This window comes from Sphingobium sp. RSMS (assembly GCF_005406185.4).
Lineage (GTDB): Bacteria > Pseudomonadota > Alphaproteobacteria > Sphingomonadales > Sphingomonadaceae > Sphingobium > Sphingobium fuliginis.
Window position 1 is genome coordinate 1,456,905 of the sequence record NZ_CM191257.1, and the last position, 21,681, is coordinate 1,478,585.

Annotated in this window: 18 protein-coding genes; 10 read left to right on the plus strand and 8 right to left on the minus strand. The window is 62.1% G+C overall.

Going from position 1 to position 21,681, the window contains the following annotated elements:
• The first annotated feature begins 94 nt into the window (after positions 1 to 94).
• A protein-coding gene (locus EGM87_RS06765) for an IS5 family transposase (protein ID WP_137708757.1) occupies positions 95 to 852 on the plus strand; the annotation gives its coding sequence in 2 pieces (ribosomal slippage) (positions 95 to 428 and positions 428 to 852; 759 coding nt in all).
• On the opposite strand, the gene EGM87_RS06770 is transcribed toward EGM87_RS06765, so the two are convergent.
• From EGM87_RS06770 to EGM87_RS06790, 5 genes are all read right to left on the minus strand, one after another.
• Positions 783 to 1,898, minus strand: coding sequence for a phospholipase D-like domain-containing protein (locus EGM87_RS06770; RefSeq protein ID WP_137710411.1), 1,116 nt, complete (start codon positions 1,896 to 1,898; stop codon positions 783 to 785). The genes EGM87_RS06765 and EGM87_RS06770 overlap by 70 nt on opposite strands.
• Positions 1,899 to 2,936, minus strand: a complete 1,038-nt coding sequence (locus EGM87_RS06775; protein ID WP_137710410.1) for a hypothetical protein — start codon at positions 2,934 to 2,936, stop codon at positions 1,899 to 1,901. It lies immediately after the preceding gene.
• A gap of 131 nt (positions 2,937 to 3,067) precedes the next feature.
• Positions 3,068 to 6,280 (minus strand): UvrD-helicase domain-containing protein, encoded by a 3,213-nt coding sequence (locus tag EGM87_RS06780; RefSeq protein WP_137710409.1) that lies wholly within the window; start codon positions 6,278 to 6,280, stop codon positions 3,068 to 3,070.
• Positions 6,273 to 8,936 (minus strand): PD-(D/E)XK nuclease family protein, encoded by a 2,664-nt coding sequence (locus EGM87_RS06785; RefSeq protein ID WP_171010083.1) that lies wholly within the window; start codon positions 8,934 to 8,936, stop codon positions 6,273 to 6,275. Before EGM87_RS06785 ends, EGM87_RS06780 begins: the two co-directional genes overlap by 8 nt.
• Before the next feature lie 109 nt (positions 8,937 to 9,045).
• Positions 9,046 to 10,038, minus strand: a complete 993-nt coding sequence (locus EGM87_RS06790) for a helix-turn-helix transcriptional regulator (RefSeq protein ID WP_137710407.1) — start codon at positions 10,036 to 10,038, stop codon at positions 9,046 to 9,048.
• A gap of 104 nt (positions 10,039 to 10,142) precedes the next feature.
• On the opposite strand from EGM87_RS06790, the gene EGM87_RS06795 reads away from it, so the two are divergent.
• Positions 10,143 to 12,218, plus strand: a complete 2,076-nt coding sequence (locus EGM87_RS06795) for an AAA family ATPase (protein ID WP_137710406.1) — start codon at positions 10,143 to 10,145, stop codon at positions 12,216 to 12,218.
• Positions 12,219 to 12,239: 21 nt separating this feature from the next.
• Here EGM87_RS06795 and EGM87_RS06800 read toward each other — a convergent pair whose 3' ends face one another.
• The 3 genes from EGM87_RS06800 to EGM87_RS06810 are packed head-to-tail and all read right to left on the minus strand — an operon-like array spanning position 12,240 to position 13,727.
• Positions 12,240 to 12,932, minus strand: coding sequence for a HEPN domain-containing protein (locus EGM87_RS06800; protein ID WP_137710405.1), 693 nt, complete (start codon positions 12,930 to 12,932; stop codon positions 12,240 to 12,242).
• A 48-nt stretch (positions 12,933 to 12,980) separates the two neighbouring features.
• Positions 12,981 to 13,220 (minus strand): AlpA family phage regulatory protein, encoded by a 240-nt coding sequence (locus EGM87_RS06805; RefSeq protein WP_410483109.1) that lies wholly within the window; start codon positions 13,218 to 13,220, stop codon positions 12,981 to 12,983.
• Between the two features lie 45 nt (positions 13,221 to 13,265).
• Positions 13,266 to 13,727 (minus strand): transcriptional regulator, encoded by a 462-nt coding sequence (locus tag EGM87_RS06810; RefSeq protein WP_137710404.1) that lies wholly within the window; start codon positions 13,725 to 13,727, stop codon positions 13,266 to 13,268.
• A 350-nt stretch (positions 13,728 to 14,077) separates the two neighbouring features.
• Here EGM87_RS06810 and EGM87_RS06815 point away from each other — a divergent pair, with 350 nt between their 5' ends.
• From EGM87_RS06815 to traC, 8 genes are read left to right on the plus strand one after another with little or no spacing between them, the layout of a single operon-like run.
• On the plus strand, positions 14,078 to 14,407 hold the full coding sequence (locus EGM87_RS06815) for a hypothetical protein (RefSeq protein WP_054587209.1): 330 nt from the start codon (positions 14,078 to 14,080) through the stop codon (positions 14,405 to 14,407).
• A gap of 26 nt (positions 14,408 to 14,433) precedes the next feature.
• On the plus strand, positions 14,434 to 14,721 hold the full coding sequence (gene traL / locus EGM87_RS06820) for a type IV conjugative transfer system protein TraL (RefSeq protein ID WP_020819170.1): 288 nt from the start codon (positions 14,434 to 14,436) through the stop codon (positions 14,719 to 14,721).
• A gap of 11 nt (positions 14,722 to 14,732) precedes the next feature.
• On the plus strand, positions 14,733 to 15,305 hold the full coding sequence (locus EGM87_RS06825) for a type IV conjugative transfer system protein TraE (RefSeq protein WP_137710403.1): 573 nt from the start codon (positions 14,733 to 14,735) through the stop codon (positions 15,303 to 15,305).
• Positions 15,305 to 16,060, plus strand: a complete 756-nt coding sequence (locus EGM87_RS06830; protein WP_137710402.1) for a type-F conjugative transfer system secretin TraK — start codon at positions 15,305 to 15,307, stop codon at positions 16,058 to 16,060. Before EGM87_RS06825 ends, EGM87_RS06830 begins: the two co-directional genes overlap by 1 nt.
• Positions 16,053 to 17,393 carry a TraB/TrbI/VirB10 family type IV secretion system protein gene (locus tag EGM87_RS06835; RefSeq protein ID WP_137710401.1) on the plus strand — a complete coding sequence of 447 codons (1,341 nt, stop codon included), beginning with the start codon at positions 16,053 to 16,055 and terminating at the stop codon, positions 17,391 to 17,393. Before EGM87_RS06830 ends, EGM87_RS06835 begins: the two co-directional genes overlap by 8 nt.
• Entirely contained in the window at positions 17,390 to 18,304 is a 915-nt protein-coding gene (locus EGM87_RS06840; RefSeq protein WP_137710400.1) for a DsbC family protein, read from the plus strand. The genes EGM87_RS06835 and EGM87_RS06840 overlap by 4 nt, the downstream gene beginning before the upstream one ends.
• 4 nt (positions 18,305 to 18,308) lie before the next feature.
• Complete coding sequence (locus tag EGM87_RS06845) at positions 18,309 to 19,118, plus strand: conjugal transfer protein TraV (protein WP_137710399.1); 810 nt, start codon at positions 18,309 to 18,311, stop codon at positions 19,116 to 19,118.
• Complete coding sequence (traC, locus tag EGM87_RS06850; protein WP_137710398.1) at positions 19,118 to 21,661, plus strand: type IV secretion system protein TraC; 2,544 nt, start codon at positions 19,118 to 19,120, stop codon at positions 21,659 to 21,661. Before EGM87_RS06845 ends, traC begins: the two co-directional genes overlap by 1 nt.
• Positions 21,662 to 21,681 lie beyond the last annotated feature (20 nt).

Below are 21,681 nucleotides of genomic sequence, written 5' to 3' on the forward strand. Positions count from 1 at the left end.
CGTGCCAGGTTAGGGTCCAAACCCAATCAGCCTATTGAAAATCTGCGTTCACTTTGATTCAGGGGGTCTCCGCTGAAGCTGGAGGCTGTTTGGAATGTCGCGTTCGTTGTTCTGGTTGTCGGATGAAGCGTGGACAGCGATTGAGCCGCACTTGCCGAAGAACCAGCCCGGAGCGCGAAGGGTCGATGATCGCAGGGTGATCTCGGGCATCATTCACATGCTCAAGTGCGGTGGCCGCTGGGCGGATTGCCCTTCTGAATACGGCCCTTCGACGACGGTCTACAATCGCTGGAACCGGTGGAGCCGCCGGGGCATCTGGACCCGTATCCTGGCGGCGCTGACCGAGGAAGGCTGGATCGCGGAGACTGGCCAGATCGACAGCAGCTACATCAAGGCCCACCGCTCTGCCGGTGGTGCAAAAGGGGGGCGCGGGCCAATGCCATTGGCATTTCGCGTGGCGGCAGGACAACGAAGATCCACGCGCTCGTCGATGTCCTCGGGCGACCACTCCGCCTCGTCCTGACGCCCGGCAACACGTCGGATGTGAAGGGCGCAGACCTACTGATTGGCGAGACCATCGGCATGAAGCGGGTGATCGCCGACCGGGGCTACGACGCCAACCGCATCCGGGCCGCCTTGCGCGAACAGGGCACAATCCCCGTGATCCCCGGTCGACGCAACCGCAAGCGCCCGATCCAGTATGACGAACGCCGTTACAAGGACCGTTGGAGGGTCGAGGCCATGTTCTGCCGCCTCAAGGATTTTCGCCGTATCGCAACCCGCTACGACAAGCTCGCCAGAAACTTCCTGTCAGCCGTAAGCCTCGCAGCCGCCGTGGCCTTCTGGCTGTGATTGAGTCTCAACCCTAGATGTTCCTCAGGAAAGAAGAGGACACCTGCTTCCAAATTGCCGCCGTTCCGGACGCTGCGCGTGAACCCAATGCGACTAAGATTTCCCGATCCGATGTAGCACCAGGGATTTGAGCAGTTCTGGGACCCTCCCGCGCTAAAAATGAACTTAGCGTGGAGTTTAGCTCCCGGCAGCTCGCGACTGAACGGGCGCCTGAACTGCCACTCAAGCTTCTCCAATTCCGGACGCTGCGCGGCGAGCCCCTGACAGGCGTCGTGGTTCAATATGACGTCGACGCGCGGTCTAACGGTGGCAAATCCGCGCTCCGAGAGCTGTCGAACAAACTCGGACAGCACTCCGCTATCGGCGTGCTCTCCAGTTTCGAAATAGCCCGATCCCATGAGTACGCGGTTGCGCTTGTGTGGCGCTTGGGCGAGCCCCTGCAAAACTTGCTCCTGCAACGACCCCTTGCGCGAGTCTAAAAAGCGGCTGGGAGGGAGGCGTTTAGCGGGAAGGAGTTCGACAGCCCGTCGCAGTCCGTTTTCAGGAGTTCCATGGCCCCAATCGGCCTCGAGGACCGAGGTATCAAACAGCTGCCTAAGCCATACAAACATCGCCGCTGCGGCTCTGATGTCAGAGGCAGCTTGGCGATCGGGAGTAGCTTCATCCCATTCGACGATCCAGAACAGGTCGAGGCTGGTCGACATCGGATCGTAGGTCCAATTCCCGGTAGAAACGACTAGGCGCAGCCGAGAGCCATGCGGACCCACAAAATGGAGCAGGGCCACCTTTGCGTGAAGCAGGTTGAATGACCAGTCGGCACTCGAGCGCCTGAAGGGAACTGAGACACCGCGCAGGACCGGATAGTGGAAAGATGTGGGATGCAAAAAGGCGGCGAGTGACGGACGCGGCCGCCGCACGCCGGAGGTGAACCGATCGGCCATTTCCTCCAAGACTGTTGCATTCGCGGTGAAGCCGCAAACCCAGCCGAAATTGCCCTCAAACCCTTCGGGCGGCGTGAAGCAACTGATTATGGTTGTCCGTTCCACTCAATGATCCGCCATGCTCAGCTGCAGGTCGCGCTTGAGCGCGTACAGGTTATGGATCCTGGGAAGCTCAGGAATGACCGTGGCGGTCTCCCCAAGACCTTCTTGGTCCGCCTCGTCGTCCATTCCCGTAGCGAGCTGTCCTCCGGCTGGGCCGAGGCCCACCTGCCCATTCGGCAACAGCCTGATCACGGTTCCGTCGCGCCTGGCGAGCTCAGCGATGACGACCTCCGCCGATGATCGGCAGACTCGGGCGAATTCGTGGGCTAGCTGGCCCGGGCTGGTATCGTCGCGAGCGAGCATTGTACTCGCCAGTACCGCAGTTTGCTCCAGCTTGCTGCCAGCCGCCTCCGCTGCTTGGTGCACGGTCAGCCCAGCTCGTCCGCTTGACGTAAGCTGTTCCTCGATTAGGGTAATTGCGTCGAGTGCAGCCTTGCGAAGCTGAATCAGAGCCACACCGCTACGCATGTCATTCCAGTGGGCCTGCTCGATGCCTGTAGGCGGCTCGGCGCTCGTCATGTTTGCCTCGCGCAGAACCTCTTCTGGAAGATCAAGAAGGGCTCTGCGCCGATGGGCGTCACCATAATCACGCAGTTGACGTTCGAGGAGCTTGGCGGAAGCTGCCGGCAAGGGGGAGTCCGGAGCCAAGCGCCCGATTCGCGTCAGGCTTGAGCCAGTGGCCCAAGCTCTCAATTTGTTCTGTTCCGCCTTCAGGTTTTGGAGGATGCGTTCGCCTGGCGGCGCTAGGCGATACAGATTAAACCGCTGGCTCGCGCCAACAACGAGCCCCAGCCGCAGCAGCGGCTCGACTGTTCCCATCCGGTAGGGCTGTGTCACATAAGCCCCGCGTCCGCTCAAAGCTTTGAAGCTTGTATCAGAAACACCGGCAAGCTTGCGGTGGCCGCGCGCTCGTTTGCGCCGTTCTTTCAGCGCCTGGACCATAACTGAAGCTTCGATCGCATTGGCGCACGAGAGCGGCCGAACCTGATTGCCAATCTCCTCAGCTAACCAGACGCCGAGTAACGACCACGCGATGGGCATGCCGAAGCTCAGCCCACCAAGCCCTGGGACGGATCGGTCGTTATAGTGCCGGATTGCGACCGTCAGTCCGAGCGTCTGCAGGCGACGGTATGACGGAGCTGAGTCGGGAGCAAACGTACCCCACTGGACGCTCATCGCATCCCCCAGTCAGGCGTAGTAAGATTGCTGCGTTCGTTAGTGCCACACAATACTTGTCCTAATGTCAACTCGCCAGTCTCGGTCCAGAACACAGCAGCGCTTCGGACGGCCTTGCCAGCCTTAAACTCAACTGCATCGATGTAGGCTGCTAGCTGCGGCCAATAGCTCTCGAAGCGGGCTGCGTGATCAGCAACCGGGCCACTCTTGTGGTCCACGATCATGAAGCCATCCGTTCCCTCGGCGATGAGATCGACAATGATGCTCTGACGTCCTCCGTCGGCCAGTTCGAGCTCGATTGGCTGTTCGATATGCAGGCGCGTATAGCCAAGCTCCGCGAGGGTCTGGCGAAGTGCTTGCGCCTGTTGCTCGAGAAGCTGGACCTCAGCGTCGGAGACCCGGCAATGCTGGCCTACCCTGTCCCGCAGATCTGGCCTGGACAGCAAAATCCGCAATGCCTCGTGGACTGCAGTTCCCTTATCGGTTGCCTGGGCAAGATCCGATCCAGAGAGCCGGACACCTGCGGCAATCGCCCGGGTCTCGATTTGACGAGGCAGTGGCCGCGCGGTGGCGACGGCCTGCGAGGGACTGACCACCAAAACCAGCGAGCCGACCGCTCGCTTTTCAATGGCAAATCTGGGTTCGCGGTTGCTGCTCGCCAAGCAGACGCGGCCTTCCGTATCGAACGATGCCGGGATCTCCTTGTCACAGATCGTCATGCGCGACGGGAAGTTCGCCGAACCGACAGTGATCTGATTGCCCTGCAATTTGATGCCACAGACGTCGTTCAAAAGACGACGCGCCGTGATCGGCAAGGGCGGCTCAACCTTGTCGTCATCCTGCGGCCATTCGATTATCAGACGATCACGCGCACGGGTCAGAGCGACGTAAAGCAATCGGCGCGCTGTTTCTTCACTCTCGGGATAGAGCTCGTGGAGAAAGCGCGCCGTCGCCTCTGGAGCAGCAAAATCAGGAGCATAGGCAAGTGTCGCCTCTTCGATCACATGATCGAGATCGTCGAAGCCGGGAAACTTTGTGCTGAATGTTCCAGCACGAGGATCAAGCTTATGGTCCAGACCGCATACGACCACGACCGGCCACTCGCGCCCCTTCGATGCGTGCCAGGTCACGATCTCGATGCCATCGGCCTCGGCGCCGGCAGGATTGGGGCGCAAATCCTCGCCCTTCAATCCCACCTTGTTCTCAAGCCAGCCAAGGAAAACGTTGGCGCTTTGACCATAGAAACCGGAGGCTTCCCGCATATCGCGGTGTGCCTCCATGAAAGCCGCCGCTTCAGCCTCGAAGCGAAGGAGATCCGCTCTCATCTGGGCAGGGTCGTCAAGCCGGTCGCACCAGTCCCGCAGTCCGGCGACCTGGATCACCTGGTGGACCAGTCTGTCCACGGGCGTCGCAAGGGAGTCCGGCCAAAGTCCCTGCAAAGCCGCTAGCTCGGGCGTCTCGAGTCGGCCATTGCGGGCAAGCGCGCCGAGGGCTTCTGTGAGAGGTGTCGCACCAGGCCCGAGCGTGGCGGTGCAGATAGCTGCGTGATTGTCTGCAGGATCGACGGCGAAGCGGAGAGCAAAGCAAGCTGCTTGGACGATCTTGCTTTGCCACCAGCCACCTTCTGCGACGCGGACTGGCAAACCCAGTGCACGCAGCGCAGCCGCGTAGTTCGCGCAGTGGTTGTGCGTCGGACACAGGATTGCGACGTCCCGCGGCTCCAGATCGCGCAGGGCCTTGGAATGCCTGTCGATGATGGTGACTTGATCATCCGTCAGCAAAGACAGGAGCCGATCAGCGATGAAATGCTGGGGCTTTCCGCCAGAGCGTGCGCCGCGTTTGTTGGGCAGCTCGATGACCTCCAGGGCGGTGTCGTGTCCGGCGGCGTTCTGCGCGGCAAGTGCAGTATAATCCTCTCCGAATAGGCACGGGCCCAGCGCGTTCACGAAATCCATGATGCGCGGATCGGAGCGCCAGTTCCGGTCGAGTGGGCTGGTTTCAAATTGCTGTGTAAGCGCGACGGTTAGCCGTGGATCCGCGCCCTGGAAGCCCATGATCGCCTGCTTGGTGTCCCCAACGATCAGCGCCCGTTTGGCCCTGCGCGCAAGTGCCCACAGAAAGGTGAACTGGATTGGGTTGGTGTCCTGGAACTCGTCGACAATGACGCAGTCGACCTCGTCCATGATGGCGCCAAGCACGGCTGGCTTTTCATCAAGGATCCGGGCGGCGTTCGTCACCATGTCGCTAAAGTCGATGACGCCCAGCTCACGCTTGCGGGTCTCGTAGTCCGTCATCGCTGACTGTGCGCCTTCCACCAAAGCGCGCGCATGCGAGACCGCATCCTCAAGCGGTCCGGGATGAGAAATCAGGCTGTCGGCCGCCAGCATCACCGCCGTTGCAAGATCATCGTAGCCATCAGGGGTCGGACTGCCGCGCTTCGACAGACGGAGGTCGCGCAGCCTTTGCCACAGCCGCCAGTCCTTACCATTAGCGGCGAGGAGCTGCTGCGCCTGCTTCAGAGCACGAAAATTCTCGCGGAATGCAGTCTTGGCGGCGGCACCGCCTGCCTCGTCAGCGAGCGATCGCGGAAAGGCGGTAAGCAAGGCATCGACAGCCTTCTTCAGCCCTGCTGCCAGGGTATCGGATTTGCCGATCGGCGCTCCGTACCCGGCTCGGATGGATGCCTCGACAAAGTCCGCCATGGCCGGATCGCTGCCCCGCGGTCCAAGCGTTCGCAACAAGGCTATGACGCCGAGCAACCTCTTGCGGAAGCTGTCCTCGGCGGTTTCGTCGGAGGAGAAGCTTCCTTGATAGCCAAGAGCGGCCAGGTTCCGGGTGAGCTCGCTCAGTCCTGGATTTTCTTCGATCGAGCGGCGGATCAGCAAGTCTTGCTCGTCTTCGGCGATCAGGCGCTGCTGCGGGGATGACCCCGATGCGAAGGCATGCTCGATCAGCAAACGGCGGCCCAGCCCGTGGATGGTAGAGACATAGGCTCGCTCGACAGCCAGCGCTGCTGCAAGATTGCTGTCCGCAAGCAGCGCGACCCTGATCCGCTGCCGCAGTTCCCCGGCGGCGGCTTCGGTAAAGGTAACCGCGAGGATCTTCTCGGGCCGCACCTTGCCGTCCCTGACCCATTGGGTGAGGGTTTCCTGGATATGGTGGGTTTTGCCCGCCCCTGCCCCTGCGGGTACAATCGAAAGTTCAGTCATCGTGATCGTCCAGAAGGGTTACGGAGGGAGCGGTGTCGTCGCGCATGAAGGCGGTGATCAACGGACTGTCCTCCAAGGCGTAGGTGTTAAGGGATGCTGCCTTCTGGAAGAATTTGGCATCGGCCGTGGTGTTTGTTTCCAGTCGGCCAGCCTTGAGAGCCTCGAACCGAGCCGAAATCAGCGCAAGTGCATTCGCAGCGATGTCGCCGGCAACGAGTTCGACCTCCGTGCTATCGAAGACCTCAATACCGTTGAGGAGGACGTTCCCGTCGTTCAGCGTATGATAGGCAACGGCCGGGAGCTTGGACCAACCGCTCAGAGTCTCACCAATTCGGACAACGCCTTCATGGCTGCGCTCATCGATCCGCACGGTCATGCGTCGATAGAGGTCAACCTGCAGATCCCAGCCTTTTTGAAGGCGCTGACGCCGTGTTCCCGAGCTGCTCTTCTTGTAATCGACGACAATCGGCTGACCATCGGGAAGGCGAAGCAGGCAGTCAGCTTTGCCGTGCACGGGATGGCCGAACAGGGTGCCTGAGAGCCAGAATTCGTTGCCCACGATCTCGGCATCGAGGGATCTGAGGACCATCGACCAGTTCTTGGCCGCCTTGGTAATCTCCGCCTCGAGCGTATTGCGTTCGACAGCCCAGACCGACGTCTGCAGAAACGGCGCAATCGCACGAATCCGTTCCAGCAGCAGCTCAGGCACCTTCTCTTCGATGACTTCGTTCGAAGGGTGATCCTTGCCTGGTGGGAACAAGCGCTCAAACACCTCGTGCGCGAGCGAGCCACGCAGCATGACGTCAAGCGCCTCCGGCTGCCACGAAACATGCTCGGCGCCGAGTTCGGCCAAAACCCAGGCCAATGGGCTGATAAGCAGCTTCTCGAGACGGCTCGGGCTCTGCGCCCTCGGGCTGCCATCATCCTTCTTGCGCAGACCAAGGAGATCGAGATCGAACTCGTAATGGCTCGGCACCTCAAGCGGCTGGAGCGGTTCCATCACGGGACGTGGTTTCCAGGCCACCAGCCTGTCCCAGATCGTTCCTTCGCTATGCGTCAGCGGCACGACCAGTGATTCTGGGTCTTCCAAGCCTGCGACGAGACGCGCGATGAGAGGCAAGCTCGACGAGACGGAAAGAAAGCTGCCGCCACGATCGCGTTCTGACAGGAGAAAGATCACCTGTTCACTGGCAGCTCCAATCTGGTGCGCGAACAGCTCGAGCGCAGCATCAAGCTGCTTAGCCTGCGATGGTAGCTGCAAGCCAGTAGCCCCGGCAATCGCCACAACCTCGCTATCGAGGAAGAACGGATTGCCCGACGGAGACGGCGGATAAGCACCATCGTTGAAGCCCAGGACGAGAAGCTTGCGGAACTGCCGCTTGGGCGATTCATGGGCCAGAATCACCGAAATTCCGCCAAGGAAGTAGTCCCCCCGTGGGCAAGGCGGCGCCTGATAAGCAGCGGCCACTTGAATGGCCTTTTCCAGTTCTGCTTCGGCGGCATCATTGGCATTGCCGAGAGCAGCCAGGAGGCGCGATGCCAGCTGCTTCGCCTCGGCTACATCTGGCGCGAAGAGTTCGTCATCACTGAGCAGCCTTCGGAAGGAGCGTATCTGCTCCTTGAGCTGACCGTTCGTAGCAGGTGATGCTGACCGAATGAGCGAGAAGAGCGCTGCCTGTTTCCCGCTAAAGCTCTGCACCAGCATCGGCTGAAAATCGCCGGCCATGACAGCACTGGCCAGGGCCGTTCCTACGTCCGGGGCCCAGCAAAGGATCGGGGAGCAATAGAGCGAGGCGAGCGCCATGGCAGGCGCTGGGCGCCGCCGGCATTGCAGAAAATGCAGGAGCGTCTCACCCCCAACATTTCTGCGGTCCGGCACACCGGGCAAGGACGATGTCGTAAGGCCGGCCTGCCCGAAAGCTTCGGAGAGGTAGTGACTGTATTCCGGACCGAATGGCAAAATGATGCAGATCTCACTGGCGACCAGAGTCTGATCTTCGGCAAGCCAGCGCTGGACGATGGCTGCGGCCGCTTCGCATTCAGTCAATGCGTCCCGGACGGAGAGAACCGCGAGGCTGTCGTCCATGGGCGCGACAGGTGCCGACGGGTCCAGAAGATGCCGTTGGACATGACCGGCGAGGAGCGAGGCAGGCGCGCGGCAAATCTTGCGATCCGAGATCAACCGCACGTGGTCAATGTCGGCCTCGTCGAGCTTGCCGTGGTGACTTTCAAGGTGCTCAAGCACAGCGCGCTCGAGAGAGGTCAGCTGGGTGAAGTTCCGATCCCAAATGACTTGAAGCGGCTGCAATGCCTCGCCCGCTTCACAGGCCAGGAATGCCTTCAGAGTTGCCAGGTCGGATGGCACAATGGCGGTATTACCAAGCCAAAGATCCCGTAGCGCATCGATGTGTATACGCGCCCGCCCATCCGACGGCAAAGCATCGGTCGTTATGGCCCCTGGCTCTAGGTCTCGCGTGGCCATCAACAGATGGCGCAGCATGGTCGCAATGGCCGAGGCAGTCTGTTCGGGCGCGACCGCGAAGCTTTCCGCCCAGGGCACATTGTCGCCCAGCGTTTCCAGGACCTCGCGCAGGGGCTCCTCGGTACAGTGAGGCAAGGCATAGAGGCTCGCCAGAAGCTGCGGGCTGAGCGGCATGCAGCTCGCAAATGGCGCGTCGCCGATCCGAAGATGGCAATTCTCAAACATTCAAACGAATCCCCCCGACAATCGTCGCACTATGCCCTGCCCTATCCCTGCCAAACCATTACGACATATTCGGTCGCAGCATTTCCTGAGCAGCGGAGAGACGCTTCTCCATCGTTTCCTTCAATGCAGCGGGCCCTTCGATGACCAAGTCGCCCGCCCATCCGAACAGATGATTGGCGAGTTCGAACAGGCCGCCAGAACGAAACCGCACCAGCAGCTCCTCGCCATCATCTTCGAACTGCTGATGCGGGTGGAATCGCCATGCGCGCGCACGCTCCACCGCATGCGGGAGGACTCTCAGCACAATGTCATGGTCTTCTTCTTGCCAGATGCCGAAACTCCGGGCCATCCAGGCGTCGAGATCCCAATCATCCGGTGGGCAGCCGACGATCCCGCTGTCTCGAACGTTGCTCATACGGTCGAGCCGAAAGGTGAATGGCGGATCATCCCGATCCGGCATCTTGCCCAGAAGATAGGTGATCGGGCCGTGGATCAATCCATACGGGATGACGCGCCGCCAAGAAGGCTCAGCCGCCCAATCGGGCTGATAGTCGAAATCGACACAGTGGGCGGCAAGGATCGCGGACTGCATCGTTGTCAGATCCTCGGGCGAAGCGATGACCGCCGGCCCCGCGGCAACTCGCGATCGCTGCAGCCGGGTGAGCAGATCGAGATCATTGTCGAGCCGACGCCGCTCGGCGCTGTCGAAGGCGATCTTGATCTTCGACAGCAGCTTCTCAAGTGCTTCTGTGTTGGCCGTGCCTTCAATGCGTCCGGCTTCAACCACGGCCTGGAGGGCGGCGACTTCGGCAGCGTTTGGCCTTGCATAGGCCCTGCCGGGGCTATCTTTGATCCTGAACCGTTTGATGCGGCCATCAATTGTTTCTTCCAGATCGAAGTGAATGAGTATGACGTTGCGCAGACGCTCAACAGTTCTGCGGTTCACCTCAAGCAATGCAGCCATCTCATCGAGCGACAAGCCTTCGATGCTTTGCGTCAACGCATGCACGAGTTTTAGCGTGCGATCGAGATTACTGAGGCGCTTGGTCATTAGAGCCATTGCTAACTGCCTGCTCTTCAAGCGCAAGTCGGATCACGCGTAACCCCCACATTATACGACCATTATTGTCGCACTCGTATGTTTGAAGGCTCCTCATGGAACTCGAGCTTAGGGAGATTGCGCACAACATGGCACGTCAAAGGGCAGCACAAGCGGAGTTCGGCCAGAACGAGCAGGGCGAAACAGCGCATTTCGCGCATGCTGCTGCGCGCGTATTGCAGGGGTTGAGCGTCAACCAGGTGAAGCGGTGCGGTGAGGATCTGATTGATCTCATTGACCGGGAGGTGCCGGTTGCTGCGCTGCAAAAGCTCGCCAATCGGGAAAAGCCCTCCGTGGTCGAAATCCGAGCGGTAGCTCGGCAATTGGCAGCGAAGCGTGCCGAGCAAGCCCAGTTGGACACTGTCTTTGCATGGGTTGGCGAACTGTTCGGTCTCGATCCCGCTGAAATCACCATCCTGACAATTTTCGCTCGTTGGGGAAAATTTGAGTGCTGGCGGGAGCTCGTACGCCGTGCGCCCCTGTCATGCAGCAACCTCACCCCCAGTGCCGTTGCTCAGCTATCTGGCCTTGCCAACAATACCGTCGAGCAGAAATTGATGCCCGGCGCCCCGCTCTTCGCGTCCCGTCTCCTTCATGATGACCGCGATGGGGAATACAGCCTGAGCCCGCTGCTCAGGCGCCTCATTCGGGTTCATGCGGAAACCCGGGAGGACATGTTGCGCTGGCTCATGCCTGAACCGGAGCAAGGGGGATTGCTATGGGATGATTTCGAGCACCTCGATCCTTTGCGGAGCGTCGCACTCAAGGTCCTTGTGAGCAAGGAACCCGTCAGCATTCTGTTGTTCGGCGAGCCCGGCACGGGAAAGACCGAGTTTGCCCGCTCACTCGCGAGCGAGGCCGGCAGCGGCGCGATCTTTGCCGGCTTGAGCGACGACTTCGGCAACGAGCCCGATCGCTCCGAGCGTCTCGATCATCTCATGATCCTGCGCGCCATGTGCCGCCATCACCGGGACCGGGTTATCGTCGTCGACGAAGCCGACGATGTTCTGATGATGAGCGAGCGTAAGGGCAGTTCCAAGCAATGGATCAACCGCCTCGTTGAGGCTCCCCAGGTTTCCACGATCTGGATCGTCAATCAGCGTTCGCGACTGGACCCTGCCGTCTTGCGGCGCATGACCCTCGCGATTGGCTTCGATAGGCCGCGCTTTGCAGTGCGAGAGCGGGTTGCCCAAAGGTCCGCTCAGACAGCATCGGTTTCCCTCAGCACGGCTGAACTGCGTGAGATCGCGAGTCTGAAGGCGCCGCCTGCAGTCGTTGCGGCCGGCCTGAAGGCCGCCCATCTCGCCAGCGGCGGGGCCGACGTTGCGACGACCGCCATCCACAGCGTGATGCGTGCTCTTGGCCAGTCCTGCGCCCCCGATGCACCAGGCAGTTCGATTTATGATCCGAATCTGTCGCGGGCGGACACTGATTTGTCTCGTCTCGCTGAACGTCTGGCCGCGACCCCAGACCGGGGCTGGAGCCTGTTGCTGTCGGGCCCTTCAGGTACAGGTAAATCCGCCTTTGCGCGGCACCTCGCCGAGACCATGGGATTGGAGATTGAAGAGCGGCGGTGCTCGGACCTGATGAGTCCCTATGTAGGCGAGACTGAACAGAACATCGCTGAAGCCTTTGCCAAGGCTGCCGAACGCGGCGCGCTGCTATTGATCGATGAGGTCGACAGCTTCCTTTACCGCCGGGAAGCCGGTCAACGGAGCTGGGAGGTCAGCCAGGTCAACGAGATGCTGGTACAGCTCGAGCACCTCCGCACTCCCTTCATCGCAACGACCAATCTGGCAGACAATCTCGATCCAGCCACCCAGCGTCGCTTCACGATCCGCGCTGTATTCGATGCCATGACGCCAGCTCAGGCAGGCAAGCTTTTCAAAGCCCGGTTTGGCCTCGACTGGCCATCAGAGTGGCCCGTCCACCATGGCCAAACGCCAGGTGACTTTGCGGTCGTTGCGCACCGAGCAAATCTGCTGGCGGAAAAGGATCCAGCTGTCCTGGTGAGGTGGCTGCGTGACGAGATCGATGCGCGTGGCGACCAGGTACGGGGTACGATGGGCTTTCACATCCATTCGCCCCCTGCGCCACGTCAACGCGCAGAAGACTTGCACGAGGCTGCGTGAACTCACCCCGGAACAGCCGAGCTAGTCGACCACAGGGTAATTCGGCATCGGCCAAGCGTGGTCCGGGTTATCCATCATCAGATCGACGAAGATGGGCAGCAGGCACCCCAGAAGAGATGCGCCATCCCTGACTTGGTCACGGTTGACGTCGCTGTTCCAGGTTGCGCCGCCATGCACCAACTGGTTCCTCAGAACGTACAGCCGATCAAACAGGATGGAGAGGATCCGGGCTGTATCATGCTCGCGCAACGCATGATTGATCGCAGTCCGACTCCGCTCAAGCTTTTGCTCCCAATCCGCATAGCCCGGGACCCCGTTCTGGTGCTGCCAGAACGGGTGATAGACATACCTATTTTCCAGTAGCAGCCGGATTTCCTGGCTGAACCGTTGCCAGACGGCATCGTAGACCCGGTGGCGGGCGTCGAACTTCACCAAGGTCGAGAAAAACGCCTGGAAGAGGCCGCGCTCCCCCTCCGGCGCTGAGCTGCTGGCCGATGCCTCGACATCACCGGCATAGGCCGCGTTAAATCCAATCCAGAGAAGAATGAAGCGGACATCATGGTCTTCATCCTCAGCTTCGGCTCGTCGAAGCCAAGACAGCGCACGGTGCACCCGAAGTCCCAAAGGCTTCTGGAATCCGTCCCGCAGCGAACGCTGCTTCTCCTTCAGGGCTTCGGGATGGAGAGTATTGCCCAGCGGATATCGATAAACCATGCGCGCAGCTTAGCGCGAGGAATCCTAACGGAATAGATCACGGCGCAATCAGTTTGGAATTCGCGATACTTCGCGGATCCACTCGTCGATTTCGGCTTCAACCCAAACTGCGCATTTCGGCCCCAGCGATCGCGATCTTGGGAACCGCCCCTCGCTCATACGCTGATAGATGGCGGAACGGCGCAGTCCGACGCGGGCGATCACTTCCGGCAGGCGCAAAAGCCTCGCCGGCGGCGCAGCTTCGGGCGGTTGCGGCGTTTGCATTTCATCTGGCATTGCATGTGGCATTGTTGATCTCATTTGCTTGGGTTCGGTCCCCTCCGAACTCTCAGGCTACCGTGGCAGTGACATCGTGATGTCTCGGCCCACGAAATCATCGATGTGCTTGGCAAGCATTCGTGCCACGAGCTGTGAGGTGCCGTTGGCCCACCGAGGCCGCAGATCCTCAATCCGCCGTCCCAGGGTCCGCTGAAGATGGACTGGGAGGCTGGTGAAGAACTCTTCGAGAAATTCGCCCATCTCGCCATGCATCCAATCGCAGGCGAGGTCTTCCTGCCCTGCAAGAGCAAGGATCATGGTCGCGCGGGGGTGCGCACCACAGGCGGCGAGCACAAGTGCCGCTTCGTCGAGCCCGATAGGCCGCTCGCCACGCGCTACGCGAAGCAGGGTCTCGCGGTGCATCCCGCATTCACTGGCAATCCTATGGCGGGGCTTGCCGGCGGCATCGATCGCATGGGCAAGCACGCGCGCCAGACTTTGATTGGCCGGTCTGGCCGCGGCGGTTGGATGGTGCATGGTTGTCTCCTTGCATCTGCACTGGTTCGAGTCGCAGGCATATCGCGAAGCATCCCATGTAGGAAAATGAAAAGAACATACATGGAACATCTCGTTTAGAGGCGAATCAGTTCCTCTATCCGAGTCGTCGCCAAATCCCGGCTGCCGTGACGGCGTTCACCGACACACAAATACTGAATTTACGTCCTTATCGTCGATTTTATGCGTTGAGCTGGAAAAGATGCGTCCGCATCCTTCCACCTCCAGACGGTATTGCCGCTGAACACTTTCCTACGAACATTTCCTAGATGCATGTGGAACACACAGCGAACGCAAGAACGCTGTGACCACCCCTCCAACCGGAGCTTCACATGCAGTCTCTCACCCTCCCCCGGCGCGCCAGCGTCAATGGTCTCGGCAAGACCCTCAACATTGCCATCCCGGTCGCAATCGCGGCGCTTGCAGCGAGCGCCGCCTATGCCGGCGCTGACACGACCTTCACCCCTGCCCTCACGAAGTTCACCGACTTTCTGGAAGGCTCGGGCGGCAAGATCATCACGGTTCTCAGCCTCGCTGGCGGCCTGATCGGTCTGGCATCCGGGCGTTTTTCGCTCGGCCAGGTCGCCGTTCCGGTGGGTGTCGGCATCGGTGTCGGCACGGGTGTTCCGATCGTCACCTCGGTTGTGACCGCGGTCATCTGAGCGCGACAAGGGAAGGCGGCGTCGCCATGGCAGACCCATACATCATTCCTCGACGGCTCGATGACCCGGAGCTTATCGGCTTCTGGACCATCGACGAGTTCGCGGGAATGCTGGCCCCCTTCACCTGGGGGATCCTCACCCAGCATATCTTTATCGGCATCATAGTCGCCTTCGGCGCCTGGTTCGCATTGCGAAAGGCAAAAGCAGGACGCGCCAGCTCCTGGGTAGCCCACGCCGCATACTGGTATCTGCCTGCAGGATTTCTGGGCCTAAAGGCAACGCCGCCTTCCCACTGCCGACTACTCGCCGGTTGAGGGGCACTTCCATGTATTCCGACATATCCCACGAACGGCAGCAATCGCTGCTGCGCCAGCGGAACCTCTTTGCGCTCACCAGCGCCGGCCTTGGCCTTGCACTGGTCGTCGCCGGGAGCCTTGCCGCCACCCGCGACCGCGAAGTGGTGCTGGTTCCGACTGTTCCCAAAGCGCTCACCGTGAGCAGTGCCGGGGTCGAGGCCGATTACCTCGAGCTCGTCACCCGCGATGCGGCCCTTGTTCTTCTCAATCGCAGTCCGGAAGGCCTCGATTACTGGATGAACGAAATCCTGAAGCTGGCAGATCCCGCAAGCTATGGCCGCCTCAAGGCCGAGCTCGTCCGGATCGTCGAAGAGCAGCGGGGCTCGGATGTCACCCAGGCATTCGTGATCCGGTCGATGACGGTCGATCCCAAGGGTCTGACATCGGATGTGACCGGCACGCTCAAGACCTTCGTCGGCGCGCAGGTGATCGCGAGTGACGAACGCCGCTTCCGTTTCAGCTGGACTTACCGCGGCCTGCGCCTGGCGCTCGCCGGGTTTGCCCAGCTCCCCCCGCAGGACAAATCGAAGGAGGCCAAGTGATGGCTTACCGAAAAGGGACCCATACACGGGGTCTATTTCTGAGCGCGGCCGCTCTGCTCACCGCAGCATCCCCCGCTCATGCCGCCGACCAGTTCAAGCAAACGGCTGACGGCGCCGGAATCGAGTGCAGCGTTTCAGCGCGCGAGCTGACCCGCTTCGCATTGGTCGACGACCAGTTCGCCAGCGTCTCGAAGATCTCGACCGGCACACCCTACAACGACTTTGCAGTGACCAACGAGCCGGTGCGCGGCGACATCTATGTGTCGGTGCCGGAAACTTACGCGGCACGGTCGATCAGCTTCTTCACCACCACCAAGAAGGGCTTCGTCTACAAGGTCGCGTGCCGGGTTGAGCAGATTCCGGCGACCCAGGTATTCATCACCAACCCCGCCACCGCCAAGAACCGGGCGGCGGATTGGGAAAGCCAGACCCCGATCGAGACAAGCGCCGTCAGGCTCATCCAGGCGATGGCCAATGACCGGACGGTCGACGGTTTCGAGGTCCGCCAATCGACTGCCATACCCGCACGGGTCGGCGATCTCGAAGTCCAGCTCATCGCTGATTATCGCGGCGCCAGCCTCACTGGGAAGGTCGTCCGCATCCACAATCGCGGAGCGAAGAGCGTGACGCTCGCCGAACGCGATCTCGCACCGCGCGACACGCTCGCCGTCTCGATCGCCGAGCCAAAGCTCGAACCCGGGGCCAGCACCACGGCCTTTGTTGTCGGCGCAAGCGGGGAGACCGGCCATGACTGATCCAGTCAATGCGAACGGCACGCCCCCTCTTCAGGCCGAGAGCGCGACACATTCCGAACTTTCCGGGCTCAACGCCCGCACCGCGCGCCGTCAGAAGCTGCTGCTGGGGTCGCTGGGAGCACTCGCCCTCATCGGCGGAAGCTGGTTCATCCTTGGCGGCGACGACAAGGACAAGACCGGCGATCCCAATGCGGCGCAGACGATCGACACGGCAGGACTGGTCAACCGCGACCTGTCGCAGCGCGAGTTCGTCGCGACCTACGGCAACAGGCTCGATGCGGTCACCCGCGAGCAGAAGGCGCTGAAGGATGGGAGCGTACCGCGGACGGAGATCGAGGCGCAGCTCGCGGCTCTCAAGGCCGAAAACCAGGCCATGCGGGTCGATGGACAGGCCGCGATCGATGCCATCTCGGCAGAGAACGCCGAGCTCAAGACCCGGCTTGCCGCGCAGCCTGCATCACCGGCACCGGCTGTTCTGCCACCGGCTTATGGGCCGCAGGCAGGCGGCTACGACGCGCGAGCCCGCTCGTCCCAGTCAGGAGCTGCGCCCACAGGGGGTGATCCGCAGGGCGGCATGATCTCGTCGCCTGGCGAGGTGAAGCTGATGAGCTTCAGCTCCGACAAGGCAGCGACCAATGGCCTCCGTGTGGGCCGGCCCGATGCGCCACCGGTCGTCGTCGAGGATTCACCCGATTATCTGCCGCCCAATTCCTACGCTCCGGCACGCGTAATCGTCGGCGTCGATGCCTCGGCAGGCGTCGCCAGCCAGACCGATCCGCTGCCTGTGGTGCTTCGGATTACCGGCCCTGCTCGTTCGGTCATGCAGAACGGAAGGGTTCTGACCACCCGGGTCCAGGGCTGCGTTGTCAACGGCGCTGCACGCGGGGATCTCAGCAGCGAGAAGGTCTATGTGAAGCTCGCCCGCATGACCTGCGATCAACCTGGGGGCAGGGTCGCGGTGAGTGAGGTCAAAGGCTTCATCAGCTTCGCTGGCAAGTCCGGGGTCCGCGGCCGCGTCGTAAGCCGCGAAGGCAGCCTCGTCAGCCAGGCGCTGCTCGCAGGAATTGTCGGCGGCTTCGGGCGCGGCTTCTCGGCCAATGCCAACAGCGTCTTTTCCGGCGTCACGACCAACCCCGACGGCAGTCGCTCCAAGCTATCGGCGGGCGACATTCTCGGCGGCGGGCTTGGCCAGGGCGCCGCCGATGCGGCCGACACGGTCAGCAAATACCTGATCGAGCGCGCCGAACAGTACCAACCCGTCGTCGAGATGCCGACCGGCATCGATGTCGAGATCGTGTTCCTCGACGGCGTCTACGTGAGGAACTCCCAATGATCGAAAACACTCTCCTCGAGCAGGACAATCGTCGGCGCCGCTGGTTGCGCACGGCGGCCGGACTGGCGGCCATCATCGCCGTGTCGGCTGCGACGGGATGGGGTGTGGCAAGCCTTGCTGCCCCCGCTGCCGCTCCGGACACGGCGAAAGTTCGGGAGGCGCTCAAGCTGCGCCTGCCCAAGACGCCGATCGACGCAATCAACTGCAAGGGCCTTGGCGGCCTGTGCGAGGTCGCGTCCAAATCGACGCTCTTCTACGTCGACCGGGCCGCAAAATATCTGGTAATCGGCCGGGTCTACGACATGGAAGCCCGTCAGGATCTGACGGCTGCGCGGCTGCTCGCCCTCAATCCGGATTTGCTGGCAGCAGGCGCAGCGCGGCGCAGCAATCCTGAAACACAAGCGGAAGGCAGTCCGAGCGCAGCCGCAGCGTCAGCCCGGAACACCCCGCCGCGCCATGTCCCGCTCGGCAAGCTTCCCGCCAAAGGCGCGATCACCTGGGGACCGGCCGATGGTCCACGTGTCGTCGTCTTTTCGGACTTCCACTGCGGCTATTGCAAGAAGCTCGAGGCCGAATTGAAGGCGATCGGGGCGCGGGTTGAAGAGCGGCCGATCTCGATCTTCGGGGCGGAAAGCCGGCGCGATGCCGAACGGGTTCTGTGCTCGCCGCGGCCTGAGCTGGCGCTACATATGGCCTATTCGGGTCTGGCGCTCGCTAATCCCAAACCCTGCGACACAAGCGGTCTCGATGCCAACGAGGCCTTCGCGCGGGCTCACGGTTTTGGCGGCACCCCTGTGATCGTGCGCCCCGCCGATGGCGCCGTTCTCGAAGGCTTCCGGCCTGCCGCTGTGCTCCGGGACTTCCTGCGCGCTGGCTCCACATCGGCCCCCACCCCTGCTCCCAAAGGATAGACCCATGCGGTTTCCAACACGTCTCCTTGCTTGCGCCTGTCTGGCCGGTCTTGCCAGTGGCTGCGCCACGTTCGGCACCAACGTAGAGGGCGATTTCACCTGCCGCGCGCCGAAGGGCGACTGCGCACCGGCTCACATCATCGATGCCAAGGCGACGGACAATATGTCGAACGGCGCGCTGTTCCATGCTGACGCGCGGCAGAGGTCAGGCGTCGTGGATGCCGACACCAGCCGCACAGCGGAACGCACCTTGCGCGTCGTCTTCCCCGCCCATGTCGATGAAGCTGGAACGCTGCATGACGAAGCGGTCGCCTGGACCGTCGTCGAAAATCCGCGCTGGGCCACCGAGCTGCGCCGCAAGGTGGGCGAGGGCCAGGGCGGATCCCTGATGCGCCAGGTCCATCGGCAGCTGAAAGCCGCCCAGAGAGCCCCAGCACCGGACGGTGCGGAAGGAGACCCGAACGTAGCTGACGAGGCGTCGCCCTTCTCGTCTGCACGCGACGACGCGGGTCAGGCTGGCGGCATCTGGGGCGCCGATGCCCCCAGTCCCTTCAACGAAACTTCGGATGCCTCGCCGCTGGTCCTCCCCTCCACGGCGCGCGAGGCCGTTGCCGGTGCCAAGGCACCGGCGGTCGAGGGGTTCGAAACGTCGCCTCCCCCGCGTGATCGAGCCCCTCGGCCTGAGGCGGAGCACAGCGCCCCGGTGTTCCCGAGCGCGGCGGCGATTGAAGCCGCGAAAGCTGCAATCCGCCCGGCAATCCGGACCAGCGCTCAGCCGACAGACACCACCTCGCAGTCGAAGGAACCCAAGTGATGGCCGAGCAACTCAAGTCCGTCGTTGATCGGTTGCTCAGCGGATTGCTGGGGGATGCCGAGCACGCCGAAAAGGCCCGTCCCCAGCTCATGGTCGACATGCTCTCAGACTGGCTGCCCTACCGTGTCTATGACCCGGCGACCCGGCTGTACTTCAATGCACGCTCGAAGGGCTTTGTCCTCTCGGTCACGCCGCTGATCGGCGCGGACGAGCGCACCGGCGAAATCCTCGGGCAATTCTTTTCGGAAGGCTTGCCAGCCGGCGCGTGCCTTCAGGTGCTCCACCTTGCAAGCCCGCGCATCAGCAGAATCATCGCCCCGTGGTTTGCGCCACGGTACATTCAGGGCGGGGTGTACGAGGCGATTGCCCGTCACCGGGCGCGGCGGCTCTATTCACTCGTCTGGGAGTCCGGCTCTGCGGACGCGCCGTTCCACGCCCGTCACCACCAGGTCATCGTCTCGGTCGGCGTGCCGACATCGAAGGCGGTCAGCAACGAGGATCTGAAGCAGACCCGCGAGGGGCTGATGGCGATGCTCAAGTCGCTAAACCTCGGCGTGGTCGAAGTCGGGCCCGAAGCGCTGATCGCGGTCATCGATGATCTGACTTCACCCACCACCGCGCCGCAGGACGACGCGATGCCCTACAACCCCAACGATCCGATCGCCTCCCAGGCGATCCGCCACGACATCGAACTGGTCGTGGCAGAAGACCGCATGCGCCTGGTGACCGAGCGGTTCCGTCCCACCGGCAAGGTCAATGACGGGGTGCCCGAGATTGGCGCCGTCTACCCCGACGCTTTTGATGTGCGGCACTTTGCCGTCCGCAACATGCCGTCGCGCTGGGCCCCGTGGGAATGCGCGCGGCTGATCGGCGACCTGTTCACCGACAAGCTGCGCTTCCCCTGCCCGGCCGCAACCATGCTCTGCCTTGTCTATCCAGACCAGGAGGCGGCATCGGCCAAAGCCGGCTTCAAGTTCATGCGCACGACCAGCCTCGCCGGAACCCGCAGCGCCCGGTTCCTGCCGCAGATCGGGGAGCAGGCCGCCGAGTGGCAACATGTACAGGCCGAGCTCCAGGAAGGCCGCCGCCTCGTGCGGGTATTCTACGGCGTGACGACCTATTCGCCGCTGGGCCAAGGCGACCGCCACGAACGCGCGATCAAGTCGATCTACAAGGCAGCAGGCTGGGATCTCACCGACGAGCGCTATCTGCAAATCCAGGGGCTTCTCGCGGCGATGCCGCTGACGCTCGCCGACGGGCTCGGTGCCGACATGGAGCGGCTGAAGCGGTTCAAGACCGTGTTGTCGACGACCGCCGCCAATATCGCGCCCATGCAGGGCGAATATCTCGGAAGCGCCCACCCTCACCTGCTGTTCGTCGGTCGGCGCGGCCAGCCGTTCTTCTGGTCGCCGTTCGAGAACGAGGCGGGCAACCACAACGTCGCGATCTGCGGCAAGTCGGGATCGGGCAAGTCGGTGCTGCTCCAGGAGATGTGCGCAGCCCTGCGCGGCGCCGGCGCGCAGGTGGTCGTGATCGACGATGGCCGCAGCTTCGAGCACTCGGTCAAGCTGCAGGGCGGCCGTTTTGTCGAGTTCACGATTAAAGCGGGCTTCTGCCTCAACCCCTTCTCGATGATCGATTCTGAACGCGCGGCCGAGGACGAGGATTATCGCTTGGACTGCTTCGGGATGATCAAGGCGATCGTCGGGCAAATGGCCCGCCACAGCGCGAAGCTGACCGACACCGAACGCGGGCTGATCGACCGGGCGGTCAACATGGTCTGGGCGGGACATGGCGCGGCTGCGACGGTCACCACCGTCGGCGAGATGCTGGCCAGTCTTGGCCATGACACCGCCGCCGATATCGCGACCGCGCTTGCCCCCTACATGGCTGGCGGAACCTACGGCGCCTTCTTCGAAGGCCAGGCCAGTCTCGACCTCGATGCGGACTTCACGGTCTTCGAGATGTCCGACCTCGCGAGCCGGGAAGACCTGCGCAGCGTGGTGCTCTCCGCGATCATGTTCATGACCAGCCAGGCGATGACGCGCAGCCCGCGGTCGCTGCGCAAACTCCTGCTGATCGATGAAGCCTGGTCGATGCTGAAGGGCGGTTCGATGGGTGAATTCGTCGAAACCTATGCCCGCACTTGCCGGAAATATGGCGGCGCCCTCGCGACCGCCACCCAGTCGCTCAACGACTATTACAAGTCCGACGGGGCGACAGCGGCGCTGGAGAATAGCGACTGGATGCTGATCCTGCAGCAGAAGCCGGAGACGATCGCCGATTTCAAGGCGAGCAAGCGCCTCGATATGGACGATCGCACCGAAACGCTGATCCGCAGCCTCAAGCGCTCCGGGAGCGACTATTCCGAGGTGTTCATCAAGGGGCCGGAGACCGAGGCGATCGGGCGGCTCGTGCTCGACGACTACTCGGCAACGCTCTTCTCGAGTTCGCCCCAGACCTTCGCCGCGATCGATGCGGAGATCGCGCGCGGCCACCAGCTCGCCGATGCCATCGAGCGCATCGCTCATCCCAACCGCTGACACCCCATCACCAAAGGATC